The following is a 12,987-nucleotide window of genomic DNA, read 5'->3' as shown; positions in this document are numbered from 1 at the left end:
GGACCTTTGCCGGAATAGCAAAAGTGCTAAGTTACCGATAATCCATGCGAATAGATTTACCATGTTTCCATTGGAGAGAACAAATGAGCGATGATAATGCATTCTTTGAAGAACTGCAGATGGATTTTCTTAACGAGTCTCTGTTCATGTTTGAACAGTACGAAGAATCCATGATGAAGTTGGAAAACAGCGATGATCCCGCTAAGGATCTGACAGATATTTTTCGAGTTGCCCACTCGGTAAAAGGTGGTGCTGCAGCAGTAGGGCTTACTGATCTCTCCAAATTCGCCCATGTTGCAGAGGATCTTTTGGATCTGCTTCGCTCAAAACCGGAACTGGTAAATTCGAATGTCATCTCGTTGCTGTTGCAAGCGGGTGACGAACTTAAAAACCGTATTGCGTCTTTGCAGCAGGGGCAGGGTGGTCCGTGGGATCCCGCGGCCCTGGTTAAGCAACTTGTGGAAGTGACAGAAGGACTGTCAGGTAAAAAATCCTCTCACACAAAGGCAGCGGAAGCTGCAGCAAAAACAGCAGCAGCAGCACCAGCGGCAGTTGAAGAAGTCAAAGTGGCAGTGCCTGATGACTTCTTCGAGCACGTGGATGCGGCAGCAGCAGCTCCAAGAGAGCCAGAGCTGGTTATTCCCGAACCAGCGGACGACGTTGTAAATCACGATCTATTGGCGGAGTTGTTATCGCAGCTTTCTCCAGAAGATCGCGCTGAATTTGAAGCCAAAGAAGCTGCTGAAAAAGCCGAGCAGGAATTAATCCAGGAGCTTGAGCAAGCGGCCATTGAAATTCCACATGAAGAAGTTGCTCCTGCCGTTGTCGCAGAAGCAGGCTTGGCAGCGCCAGTTGCGGGTCCGACAGTGTCGCCTGCAGCTACGGCTTCTCCAGAGCCGGTCACTGAAGAGCCAAAATTGAAAGTCGTTGCCCAAGCCAAAACTCCGCCTTCATCTGATAACGGTGGTGGTGGTGCAAAAGCACCGGCAAAAAACCAAAACAGCACTATTAAAGTCGACACGGGACGTGTGGATTCGGTATTGGATGCAGTGGGTGAGCTGGTTGTATTGAAAAATCAATTGGTACACGACGAAACTGTTCGCAGTGGTGAAAATCTGCGTTTGGAAGCAATCGTGGATCAGCTGGACAAAGCGGTGCGTGAGCTTTATGAAAAAACATTGAGCATCCGCATGACTCCGCTAAAATCCATGTTCATTAAAATTCAACGTATCGTTCGTGACGTGTCTTTGACTTTGGATAAGCCGGTTGATTTGCAACTGATCGGTGAAGAAACCGAAGTTGAAAGAACCGTGTTTGAGCTTTTGGGTGACCCTTTGGTTCACTTGGTTCGAAATTCCATGGATCACGGCGTGGAGAAAAAGGAAGTTCGTCAGGAGCGCGGTAAACCCGCGGTGGCGAAAGTGACAGTCTCTGCAAAACAAAATGGCGGTAACGTTATTATCGAAATCATCGATGATGGTGGCGGTATCAACCGTGAAAAAGTTTTGAGCAAAGCGATTGAAAAAGGATTCGTGCCAAAAGGTGTGGATCCTTCCACAATTCCGGATGAATCCGTTTTCCAATATATTTTCTATCCTGGTTTCTCCACCGCGGACAAGATCTCCGATCTTTCCGGTCGTGGCGTGGGCTTGGATGTCGTTAAATCGAACCTTGATAAAATCAACGGTAAGATCAACATTATGTCCAAAGCCGGTCAGGGGACGACGTTCCGTCTGACGATTCCTCTAAGTACTGCAATCACTGACGGTATAATCGTATCTTTGGATGGTTCCCGTTATATCCTGCCAATTCACTCTATCCGAGAAATCGTGCGTGTTCTTCCGAAGGACTACACGAATATTTCCAACGCTGGCAAAGTCGCAAACATTCGTGGTTTGCTGTTGCCGGTTGTCGATGTTTCCCGCACGCTGGGCACATTGAATCAGACGCTGACAGGCGATGTTGTTAAAAAAGACACGTTAAGCTCCCGTCGCGAAGAGACGATGCTGGTGGTGATTGAATCGGTGACAGGCCAGATGGCATTCCCGGTGGACGATGTCCTGGGGCAGGCGCAGGTTGTTGTGAAACCGATTGTAACTGGATTTGATATTCCGGAAATCGCCGGCGCGGCAATTCTGGGTGACGGTCGTACTGTACTTATTCTTGAACCAGGAGCTTTGCTTCAGTCCGTTTCTAAATCATCGGAAATGGCGGCAGCATGAGTGCATTAAAGAAAGTGGATCCAACCAGTGCTCTGTATGAGTTTGAAGACATTCAGCTCACGGAGAAGATGTTCACCAAGTTTGCAAAGCATATGTATGAGCTTGCAGGCGTGGATTTGCCATTTTCACCGAAAAATCACGCGTTGATCAGAAACAGAATCGTCAAACTATTGCGTCGTCACAGTCTTAAATCCTACGAGCAATATTGGGATATGGTTGAGCACGGCAATAAAGAAGTGACGTCGGAATTCATATCCGCACTGACGACGAACATGACGTCGTTTTATCGCGAATCAAATCATTTCGAATTTCTGGCGCAACAGTTGCCGGATCTTTATAAGAAATTCGGAACGGATATTCGTATGTGGTGTGCCGCTGCCAGTACGGGGCAAGAGCCGTATACGATCGCAATCACTGCTCACGAAGCCATGCAACAGGTGACTGGAATGAAAGTGCGATTACTGGCGACAGACATTGATTTGCAGGTGCTGAAAAAAGCCACCAGCGGTGTCTACGAAGAGCGTGAAATGCAGGGACTGCCACCGGCAACTCGCATGAAGTACTTTGAAAAAATGAAGAAGAATGAAGTCGAATACTGGAGAGCCAAAGACTCCATCCATGACATGATTCGTTTTGCGCCATTCAATTTGATGAGTCCGAAGTACGAATTTCAACATAAGTTTCATGTGATTTTCTGTCGTAACGTTTTGATTTACTTTGATGAGGAGACGACGAAAAAGGTCGTCGACAGTCTGACTTCATGTCTGGCGCCGGGTGGTTATCTGGTGTTGGGACACTCGGAGTCCGGCAATATTAAACACACACATTTAAAACCGCTTTCACGCGCAGTTTATCAAAAGCTGTAGAGGAATCATGGGCCAAAAAATTAAAGTTCTCATAGTTGATGACTCCGCAGTGATTCGTAAATTGCTGGAGAAAATATTCTCCTCCGTAGCAGATATTGAGGTGGTGGGCACGGCTTCAGATCCGTACATTGCCCGCGATAAACTGGTGGCATTGAAACCGGATGTGATGACATTGGACGTGGAAATGCCTCGCATGGACGGTATCAGTTTTCTGGAAAAGGTGATGCAACACTTTCCCACTCGCACGATTATTTTTTCGAGCTTGGCAAAGACCGGTTCAGAAACCTATCTGCGTGCGCTGGAAGCTGGTGCGATTGAAATTATGGAAAAGCCTTCCATTGACGTTTCCCAGTCATTGGAAGTTTTGGGGCGAGAGATCGTCGAAAGAGTTCGTATGGTGGCACGCTCGCGTATTCAGGCAAAAACCAAAATTTCAACTCCAACGGCACAGGTTAAAAAAGTGGACCGCACTTCCCTGGCTCGTACCACGCATCAGATGATCGCAGTGGCTTCCAGTACTGGTGGTACGGAGGCATTGAAGGTTTTCCTTTCGGGTATGCCGGCAAATATTCCAGGAACAGTGGTGGTTCAGCATATGCCGCCGGGCTTTACCAAGTCCTTTGCGGATAATTTAAATGCCATGTTCCCATTTGAAGTGAAAGAAGCCCAGGAAGGTGACCAAGTGGTTCCTGGCCGGGTTTTGATTGCTCCAGGAAACTTCCACATGGAAATCACCCGCAGTGGTGCCTTTTACTACGTTAAACTGCACCAAAATCCGCCCATGCACAGCGTGCGCCCAGCGGCTGATTATCTAATGAAATCAGTAGCTAAGTATGCCGGGAAGAACGCTCTTGGGGTGGTTTTAACGGGTATGGGTAAGGACGGAGCTGAGGGGCTTTTGGAGATGAAGAATGCCGGGGCTTATACCGTCGCTCAGAACGAAGAAACCTGCGTGGTTTACGGGATGCCTGCCGCGGCTGTGGCTTTAGGCGCAGCTGACAAGGTTTTGGCCTTGGATCGCATCGCTGGAGACCTCCTTAAACAGCTGGATTTGAGAGAAGCAGCTTAACGAGTATTACAGAATTTAAATGGAACATGTAAAACGGAGAAAGTGCAGACTTTCTCTGTTTTAATTTATGTCCCTGTGGGAGTATTCGAACACTAGTGCGTATATGAAAAATAATGAATTGCTGGATTTAGAAATTCGTAAAGTGGATCTGCTTTTAGGGCAGAGCTACACCTCTGTGGTGGCTGTTCTCACCACAGCTTATTTCTATACGTTCATCGCCTGGAGCACCATCTCCCACAAGTTCCTGGTTTTTTGGTTTATCACGATAAATATTTATGCAGCTTTAAGCCTGGGGATCGTTCCTTTTTGGCGTGAGGCCATGACCAAACTTCAATCCGAAGAGCAGCTGAACAAATGGAAGAATGCAAAGTACATCATGCTTCTGATTTCGGGCGGCTGCTGGGGTGCGATGGGTTTCGTCGCCCCATGGGCTGGCACCAGTGTGCAGGTTTTAACTTCGATGTTGATTGCCGTCATGAGTGCTGGTGGCATGATCCTGTATGCAGCCAACAGGGTTGCGATGATCTGTCTGGTCGGACCGACGATTGGGGGTTGGGCAGCAGGCTATCTTTATTCCGGTCAGTCCTATTCCTACCTGGTCGGATTTATCATGATTATCTACTTTGGCTTGGTGGTTTCCCTGGGGCGTTCATTGAATCGTTCCATGGCCACGTTGTTCAGTCTTGATAAAATCCTGATTCGCAGTGAAGAGCGTGTGCGCATGGCTATGGCATCCTCTGAAGCCATGACGTGGGATTGGGATATTCAACAGGATATGATTTTCCGGGAGGGAAATCTGTCACTCCTTCCTGAGCAGACATTGCTAAAGGATATTCTCAAAGCAAATTTCATTGAAAACCGTGAGTTGGATTTTGAATTCAATCTGATCAATAGTAAGAACGGACCGCGTGTGTTGGCGTTCCGTGGAAAAGTTGAGCGCGACGACGACGGTTCCGTTATCAGAACAACCGGCATCGTTTGGGATGTTACAACGAAAAGACATCAGGAGTCCCTGCGCCGAGAACGTGATCTGCATGAAGCAGCCAACGAAGCGAAGTCATTTTTATTGGCTAATGCCAGCCACGAAATTCGCACTCCATTAGCGGCCATCCTGGGTTATGCCGAGGCTTTGCTCGCTAACCCCAATTTGGACGACAGCGTTTACAAAGACCTCCACTCCATTCAACGTCAGGGTAAATTCATGACGTCATTGGTGAACGATCTATTGGATCTTTCCAAGATCGAAAGCAAGAAACTGCTTCTGCAAAAAACCCCTATGAGCCCGGTGCGGGAAATCGAGGATGCGGTATCTGTCATCCGCACAGTGATTGATAAACGTCACAGTCTGAAGCTGAGCTTTGCGACCTTGGTGCCGGATGAGATTCAGATGGATTCGGTTCGTTTCCGTCAGGTCCTGATCAACTTGCTGTCAAATGCCGTAAAGTTCACTCCGCAGGGCGAGATTCAAGTCACAGTTTCTTTGGGCTTTGATATCAACAATAAAGGGACCTTGCGCATTCGCGTGGCCGATTCTGGTATTGGCATGAATGAACAAACTCAGAAGAATCTGTTTCAGCCATTCATGCGTGGTGAAGGTGTTGAAGTTCAAAAAGTTTCCGGTTCGGGACTGGGCTTGGCCTTGTCGCAGCGTTTGGCTCGCTTGTCCGGTGGCGATTTAAGTTTGATTGAATCCATTGAAGGCAAGGGGAGTGTGTTTGAATACTCTGTGGTCCTTGGCTCTGTGGCGGAATTGAAATTGGTTGAGTCCCATCTTGCGGGTCGACTTGTTCAGGAAAGAAATTTGCAAAATCAGGCGCGTGAGTATTTGAAAGACCGCCGCATTCTGGTCGTCGATGATTCCGAGGACTTGCGCAACTTGATGCACAGGTATCTGAATCGTCATGGTGCTATCGTTGATGTTTGTGAAAGTGGACGTGAAGCGCTGGATAGAGCGGCTTCCGATGACGGCTATGATGTGATTTTGATGGATATTAAAATGCCAATCATGTCCGGTCATGAAGCCACAAGAGCATTGCGTGGTCGCGGCTATACAAAACCGATCATCGCGATCACTGCGCAAGCCAGCTCTGAAGGTCAAAGTGATTGCCTGAACTCGGGATTCGATGGCTACCTAAGCAAGCCGGTCGACATTTCTATGCTTGAGGAAGTCCTGTTGAAGGCCCTTCCTGTCAAAAATTAAATTTTTCGGTAATTTTAATGAGTCGGCGGTACTTTGGCGCCGTTGAATTTTTCCACCTGCTGCATCCAGTAGTGGATTTCCGGAGCTGACAAAGAGAAATCCAGCATCGAAAGTTTCATCGCAAGTCCAAAGGCTTCGTTCTTCACGAAGGCCATTTGACGACGTTCACCTTTGCGGGAGTAGCTATCGATCTTTTTCAGTCCTGACATCAAGTGCAAGGCTTTAAAGAACACGGCCGCTTCCTGTTTGAAGATGCCCATTTCTTCACGGATGAAGTAAGCAAGTTTCGGATCGTTCTCAACTTCGCTTTCCCATTGGCCTTCGCCGTACTGGGCTTTCATGAACGAGAACATGAACCCTGCAAACAGTTCCAAAGGATCCTGGCGGTTGATGCCCACCTGATTGATACGTGCCACGTGAAGTTCAAACGTTTCCATTTTTACCGGATCGATAAAGACAGAATGCAGGCCTGGCAGAATTTGCTCAAGGATGTGCAAGTCGAACAATTCCATAAAGGCCAGATGCGGCTCGTTCAAGCGCATGAATTTCAACCACTCCTCACGACGACGAGGCAGAACGGATTTTTTCAATTCCGGTGCGCACTCAGAGATCGCATGGCGCATGGTTGATTCAATCGAGAAATGTAATTTATGTGAAAGACGAATCGCACGCAAAATACGAATCGGATCTTCGATGAAGCGATCCTTGGGATCACCGATCATGCGCAGAACGCGATTTTCAATATCCTGAATGCCGCCACAGAAATCGATCAGCTTGTTGTTGGCTGGATCATAAAATACAGCGTTGGCTGTGAAGTCGCGACGTTTGGCGTCCTCTTCAACCGTTCCGAAATAGTTGTCACCTTCAACTGTGTCCTCTTCAGGAGTTGCGGCAAGTTCTTCGGCGCTGATGTTTCTGCGGAAAGTGGCAACTTCGAATTGCTGATCACCACGCTTGACCAAAACCAGTTTGAATCTGCGACCAATGACATAGGCATTGGGAACTTTTTTACGAACTTGATTGGGGTGAGCGCTGGTCGCGATGTCGAAATCTTTAGGATGAATGCCCACCATAAGATCGCGTACGCAACCACCAACAAGATAGGTTTCAAAACCGGAATCTTGCAGGTTTTTGACAATTCTTAATGCGTAAGGATCAATCCAGTCTTCATGAAGCTGGGGCTTTTTGGTGAAACTCATTGTCGCTGAATCTACTCCCGTTCGTTCTAAAATTCAAACTTGAAATACCCCACTCATGGGCGCAGGATAGGGGCCCTATGGCATATTTGGAAAACTTCAATTACCAGATCTATGGTCCAGAAAATGGACGAAAATGGGTGTTTATTCACGGGCTTATGGGTTACGGGCAAAACTGGCGCCGGATCATATCGGGGTTGGAGGCGACCGAGCGCTGCTTGGCTTATGATCAAAGAGGCCATGGCCGGTCATTCCAGCCGGAGTCGGGTTATTCGCCTGAAGACTACGCAAATGACCTGAAACAGATCGTGGACGAGTTGGGGTGGGATAAGTTTATCCTGGTTGGGCATTCCATGGGTGGGCGCAACGTTTTGGCCTTTGCTTCCATGTATCCGGAGTATGTTGAAAAGCTGATCGTGGAAGACATTGGCCCCGAGTCCGCCCCCAACGCCTACGAATACTACGAGTATCTCTTGAATCTGGCACCGACGCCATTCGCCTCCCGTGATGAGGCTCGCAAGTACTTCATGGAGGACTTTGTGAAAACAGCCAAGACCCGAGAAAAAGTCGAAGTCATGGCTCAGTATTTTTATTCAAACATGATTGAAAAACCAGACGGGACTGTTGATTGGCGGTTCTCCAAGTATGGTATCATCGAATCAGTGAAGGCCGGACACACGCGCGAGCGTTGGGACCAGGTCCGTGACCTTAAAATGCCAACCCTTTGGATTCGGGGCGAGAAGTCTCAAGAGCTAAAACCTGATATTTATCAGCGAATTTTGGCCGAGAACCCGATGATTAAGGGCGTCGAAATCCCTGGGGCTGGACATTGGGTCCATTCAGATCAGCCTCAGGCCTTTATAGAGACCCTAAAAAGCTTTGTTGGTGACTTTTAAGGCACCGAAAAGTAGGTTTGGGTCAAAGAACCGGAGTATACGAAATTGAAATTCTCAGAGTTAAATTTAGATCCCGCGCTATCGTCTGCAATCCAAAAAATTGGATATGAAGAATGCAGCCCGATTCAAGCGCAAGCCATGCCATATATTTTGGATGGTAAAGACGTCGCCGGCCTGGCACAAACAGGCACCGGCAAAACAGCAGCATTTGTTCTGCCATTGATGGAGCGTATTTTACGTGCTCGCCCAGCTCACGGCGAAATTTCTGATTCAGAAAAAGAAATCATCGAAAAGCGCGCATTCAAAGACTGGAAACCACAAAACTTTATTTTGGTTTTGGTTCCAACGCGTGAATTGGCAGAGCAAGTTCAAGACAACATCATCAAGTTCGGCGTGGATAGCGGCCTTAAAGGTTTCGCGATTTACGGCGGTACAGGATACGACAAACAAAAAGAGGCGCTTAAAAACGGTGTTGAATTCATCGTTGCGACTCCAGGCCGTTTGATCGATCTTTACAAAGAGCACTTGGTGGATTTGAAGCAAGTTCGCGCGATCGTCTTCGACGAAGCGGACCGCATGTTCGACATGGGCTTCAAGGACGACATGAAATTCATCCTGCAAAGAGTTCCACGCGAACGTCAGTTCCTGGTGTTCTCTGCAACTTTGAACTTCGATGTGTTGAACACAGCTTACCAATTTGGTTCCGAGCCGATTGAAATCAATATCAGCCGTGACCAGGCCAAAGCGGAAAACGTGAAGGATCAAATCTTCCACGTAGGCAATGCTGAAAAACCTCAGCACTTGTTGTCTTTGCTTAAAGTGCACAATCCAAAACAAGCGATCATCTTTACCAACTTCAAAATGAACGTCGAGAAATTGACTAAGTTTTTGGTTGATAACGATGTGCCTGCAATGGCGATTTCAAGCCTTTTGACTCAAGCTCAGCGTAACCGCGTGATCGAGCAGTTCAAGGCGGAAAATCATCTGAACATCCTGGTGGCAACAGACGTTGCGGCTCGTGGTTTGGATATCAAGGGTGTTGACCTTGTGATCAACTACGAATTACCGATGGATTCTGAATCTTACGTTCATCGTATTGGTCGTACGGGCCGTGCTGGAACGACAGGTCAGGCGTTCTCGATGGTGGGTGAAAAAGATATCGAATCTTTGACTCGTATCGAAGACTATTTGAAACACAAAATCGAAGTGGGCTACCTGGAAAATGATCAGTTGATCCAGGAGTTCAAACCATTCCCAGATCGTTTCGACGGTCACTATCCGAAATCATTGGATGGCGAGCGCGGTGAACGCGGTCCTCGTCGTGAAGGTGGTCGCAGTGGTGGTGGCAATCGTGATCGCGGTCCTCGCCGTGAAGGCGATCGTGGTCCACGTCGTGAAGGTCGTGATGGCAATCGCGGTCCACGCGGTGAAAGCCGTGGTGAAAACAAAGGCCCACAAGAGCGCAAAGGTGCGACAGCTCAGAAGGCTGATGGACCTCGTCCAGGGCACGCAAAACGTCCTGAGCACGGCAGTAAGCCACAGCACGGCCAACCTAAGCACGGTGACAAACGTCACGCGAGTCAAGGCGGAAACAAACGCCACGAGCCACGCAAAGGCGCAAGTGCCGTTCGCAGACCACCGAAACCGAAGCAAACAATCGGTAAAAAGATTTCCAGCTTCATCAAAAAATTGTTCTCTTAAAAAGAAAAACCCCGGCGAACCCGGGGTTTTTTTATCCCTAAAATATAAATATTAATACGCGATAAAACCTTCGTGGCCGTATCTCGAGCTGATTGAGTTCTTGTTTTGATTAAAGCAAAACTTCAGTTCTGTATGATCCATGCAGGAATCTGTTGGGCTACATAATTTGACATGTAGCTACAATATAGGTACACTGAATATGACAGGACATCTCGGCCTTCACAAGTTCCAACACTGGGAAGCTGAAGAAGTTTTCTTCAATAAGTATGTGATCACTCCAAATAAGAAACACCACGGTCCAGAACGCTACATGATTGTTGGTAAAACCAACTCAGGACGAAAACTTAGATTGGTCTTTGAGGACCTGGGTCAAAACACTGCCCGAATTTTTACTGGTTGGGATGTATGAAAAAGAAAACTAGTTCAAAAAAACAAAAGCTGGATAAGTATAGTCCCGAAGAGTGGGATCAAACTAAATCCGTCACCGTAAAACCGGAAAAGAAGCCGATTCAAGGTATTTCCACGAGCATTCGTCTTCCGCACAGTATGGTTCAAAAACTCCGCAAGATTGCGCAGAAAAAGGGTGGCATTGGCTACCAGACTTTGTTGAAGATCTGGATCGCGGAACGCTTGGAGCAAGAGTCTGCTTAAGTTGCCAGTGTGTTTATTTTGATTTCTTTGATAATAGGGACGTGATTGCGGGATTATTTAGTTCCTTGGAAAGGTCCAAGGCATTCTTGCCGTCGTTGTTTTTGACGGAAACGTCGGCGCCATTATTTACCAAGACTTTTGCGATGTTGGTGTAACCCGCCAAAATAGATTCAATTAAAGCGGTGTTGCCCAGGGCATTTGTTTGATTGATGGTCTTTTTGTCTTTTTTCAAAATCAGCTGAGTTGTCTTTTCACTGCTCTTTGCCGCTGTGATTAACAGAGTGTCTTTGTTTTCAGAAAGCACGGGAATGTCGACTTTCGCTCCCGCTGCGATCAGCATTTTCGCGGTTCCATCCTGATCGTTGGAAACTGCAAGTGCCAAAGCTGTGTCGCCGAATTTGTTTGTTTGTTCTAAGTTTGGTTTGCTATTCAAAATCAACTTCAAAGCCGTAGTGTTGCCGTTCATAGCTGCCGCCATCAGCGGAGTCAGACCATCTTCGTCACCTTTAGCAGGATCAAAGGATTTGTCCTGCACATGCTTTTTTACTTCAGTATTCTTTTGCAGCTCAATGGCTTTGTTTAGGTTCTCGACGGATTCTCCACCGCGGGCCGTGATCGGTCCAAACGCCGTGAAAAGAGCCACTAGAACATAAAAAATCCAGATCGCCACATTGACCATTAGTGCAACCCTAATTTAGGCCCGTAATCCAGGACCAAAGCAGATCCCTTGTCGAATGGAAGGGGGCTGAATTCGGTATAGTTAATCTTTTTTGAGCCATTGTTGATGGTGAACAAAGCACGGATGCGATTTTTGATGGCATTGGCTGCAGAACCATTTTCGCCGGATGAATCCTTGTGCATTAGAATCACAAAATAGATTGTTCCGTTACCAGTCGAGATCGTACCTGCCAGAGTTTTGGCTTTGTCTACAGTGCCGGTTTTACCAACCATAGCACCGTCCATAGCTCCGCCATACTTTGCCACGGTGGAATCAGTGTCAGTTCCCGCGACTGCCATGACGTCCGTCAATGCCAAACCTTGAGCGGCCAAAACTTCATTCAGGCGAATCAAAACTTTGATCATCGCGGCACAAGTGCCTTCATTGTAGTCGTACTTCTTTTTGGAAATATAATCGGCGTTGTTACCAGAGCCCAGGTTGAACTGCAGGTCGCGATTGTCCATTTTTAGATTATTTTGCAGGAACTCGTTGAACGCCGGAGTGTCCCCTAAGTTCCAATACAAATGATCCGCAATGTAGTTATTGGATCTGTTGTTCATGTTCTTAATGATCTTATGCAAAGGAGCTGAGCGGTATGTGAAGGACGCCGTTTGTGTTTCTTCTTTGAAGTCCTGCTTCGCAAGGAAAGCGACGTTGTTGAATTTAATATTGGGCTTGGTCTCGGGCAATTCTACTCCCACAGATTTTGCCATGCTGCGAATGTATTTGTAGGAGTTGTCGGCGACTGGCGTGATGAAGCCGTTTTCCAATTCGTGTTTAACGTGTGCCACTTGCGCAGCCAGGTCCGGATAGAATTTTGTGTCACCGGCGATAGCCGTCGGCTCCTCGACGTTCCACTCCATCAAGAAGTTTTCGTCAAAGGTCAGAGTGTCGATCTGTTTGATGTTCAGTTCGCGCATCGCCAATTGAGCCAGGACAAAATATCCCACGCTACGACCAAAGATAGGATCTTTGCCACCTTCAATGTGCATGTCAAAAAGGCCGTCAGCCTTTTTAGTCAGATGGATTTTTGTGGTGAAGCGGTATTTGGGACCCAGAGTTTCAATGGCCCAAAGAGAAGTCACAAGTTTTGATATGGATGCCAGGGGGAACTTTTCGTCTTTGCTGCCATTGCCTTCGATGCTTTTTGAATTGGCTTTCATGGTGCAGGCGGAGTTGAGATAAACTTTTGCAGAAGCAGATGTCGTGAAACCCACGACCAGAGCAGCTATTACGAATTGTGTTTTCAAGAATGACACTCTTGTTCCCCTTGGTTCTTGATGTAAGTGAGCTGACCTACTTAGCAACTAGGGTTGGATTAATATACTTAAAATCCTTTAATCTAAAGAATGTTTTGAGGTCAGGACAATGTTTTCCCGGTCATCTTTGGGATTGGATGGGTATTTATTACAATTTTGCGAAATGATGGCGGATTTCAGCAGGATAAGCACAGGAATCGGTCACAAAA

General features: G+C 47.3%; 11 protein-coding genes. 8 read left to right on the top strand and 3 right to left on the bottom strand.

Translation table 11 applies throughout. The annotated features are described in order from the left end of the window. Positions 1 to 83 precede the first annotated feature (83 nt). The 4 genes from ACLVWR_RS04530 to ACLVWR_RS04515 all read left to right on the top strand — a co-directional run bounded on the left by ACLVWR_RS04530 (position 84) and on the right by ACLVWR_RS04515 (position 6,357). The gene (locus tag ACLVWR_RS04530) at positions 84 to 2,222 is read left to right on the top strand and encodes a chemotaxis protein CheA (protein ID WP_413582706.1); all 2,139 of its coding nucleotides are present in this window, start codon (positions 84 to 86) and stop codon (positions 2,220 to 2,222) included. After that, entirely contained in the window at positions 2,219 to 3,088 is an 870-nt protein-coding gene (locus tag ACLVWR_RS04525; RefSeq protein ID WP_413582705.1) for a CheR family methyltransferase, read from the top strand. Before ACLVWR_RS04530 ends, ACLVWR_RS04525 begins: the two co-directional genes overlap by 4 nt. A gap of 7 nt (positions 3,089 to 3,095) precedes the next feature. After that, positions 3,096 to 4,157 (top strand): protein-glutamate methylesterase/protein-glutamine glutaminase, encoded by a 1,062-nt coding sequence (locus ACLVWR_RS04520; protein WP_413582704.1) that lies wholly within the window; start codon positions 3,096 to 3,098, stop codon positions 4,155 to 4,157. 103 nt (positions 4,158 to 4,260) lie between these two features. Next, complete coding sequence (locus ACLVWR_RS04515) at positions 4,261 to 6,357, top strand: response regulator (RefSeq protein WP_413582703.1); 2,097 nt, start codon at positions 4,261 to 4,263, stop codon at positions 6,355 to 6,357. 14 nt (positions 6,358 to 6,371) lie between these two features. Here the strand turns inward: ACLVWR_RS04515 and ACLVWR_RS04510 are convergent, their stop codons facing one another. Beyond that, on the bottom strand, positions 6,372 to 7,556 hold the full coding sequence (locus ACLVWR_RS04510) for a CCA tRNA nucleotidyltransferase (protein WP_413582702.1): 1,185 nt from the start codon (positions 7,554 to 7,556) through the stop codon (positions 6,372 to 6,374). Positions 7,557 to 7,633: 77 nt separating this feature from the next. Here ACLVWR_RS04510 and ACLVWR_RS04505 point away from each other — a divergent pair, with 77 nt between their 5' ends. The 4 genes from ACLVWR_RS04505 to ACLVWR_RS04490 all read left to right on the top strand — a co-directional run bounded on the left by ACLVWR_RS04505 (position 7,634) and on the right by ACLVWR_RS04490 (position 10,801). Continuing rightward, positions 7,634 to 8,449 (top strand): alpha/beta fold hydrolase, encoded by an 816-nt coding sequence (locus ACLVWR_RS04505; protein ID WP_413582701.1) that lies wholly within the window; start codon positions 7,634 to 7,636, stop codon positions 8,447 to 8,449. 45 nt (positions 8,450 to 8,494) lie between these two features. Then, on the top strand, positions 8,495 to 10,150 hold the full coding sequence (locus tag ACLVWR_RS04500) for a DEAD/DEAH box helicase (protein ID WP_413582700.1): 1,656 nt from the start codon (positions 8,495 to 8,497) through the stop codon (positions 10,148 to 10,150). 199 nt (positions 10,151 to 10,349) lie between these two features. Next, positions 10,350 to 10,559 carry a hypothetical protein gene (locus ACLVWR_RS04495; RefSeq protein WP_413582699.1) on the top strand — a complete coding sequence of 70 codons (210 nt, stop codon included), beginning with the start codon at positions 10,350 to 10,352 and terminating at the stop codon, positions 10,557 to 10,559. Continuing rightward, the gene (locus tag ACLVWR_RS04490) at positions 10,556 to 10,801 is read left to right on the top strand and encodes a hypothetical protein (RefSeq protein ID WP_413582698.1); all 246 of its coding nucleotides are present in this window, start codon (positions 10,556 to 10,558) and stop codon (positions 10,799 to 10,801) included. Before ACLVWR_RS04495 ends, ACLVWR_RS04490 begins: the two co-directional genes overlap by 4 nt. A 13-nt stretch (positions 10,802 to 10,814) precedes the next feature. Here the strand turns inward: ACLVWR_RS04490 and ACLVWR_RS04485 are convergent, their stop codons facing one another. After that, positions 10,815 to 11,480 carry an ankyrin repeat domain-containing protein gene (locus ACLVWR_RS04485; RefSeq protein WP_413582697.1) on the bottom strand — a complete coding sequence of 222 codons (666 nt, stop codon included), beginning with the start codon at positions 11,478 to 11,480 and terminating at the stop codon, positions 10,815 to 10,817. Beyond that, positions 11,480 to 12,778: a D-alanyl-D-alanine carboxypeptidase gene (locus tag ACLVWR_RS04480; protein ID WP_413582696.1), complete on the bottom strand. Its 1,299-nt coding sequence runs from the start codon at positions 12,776 to 12,778 to the stop codon at positions 11,480 to 11,482. The genes ACLVWR_RS04485 and ACLVWR_RS04480 overlap by 1 nt, the downstream gene beginning before the upstream one ends. Positions 12,779 to 12,987: the final 209 nt, after the last annotated feature.

The sequence above is a fragment of the Bdellovibrio sp. HCB288 genome (genome assembly GCF_047305935.1).
Taxonomy (GTDB): Bacteria; Bdellovibrionota; Bdellovibrionia; order Bdellovibrionales; family Bdellovibrionaceae; genus Bdellovibrio.
This window is presented reverse-complemented; position numbering and strand designations above follow the sequence as displayed.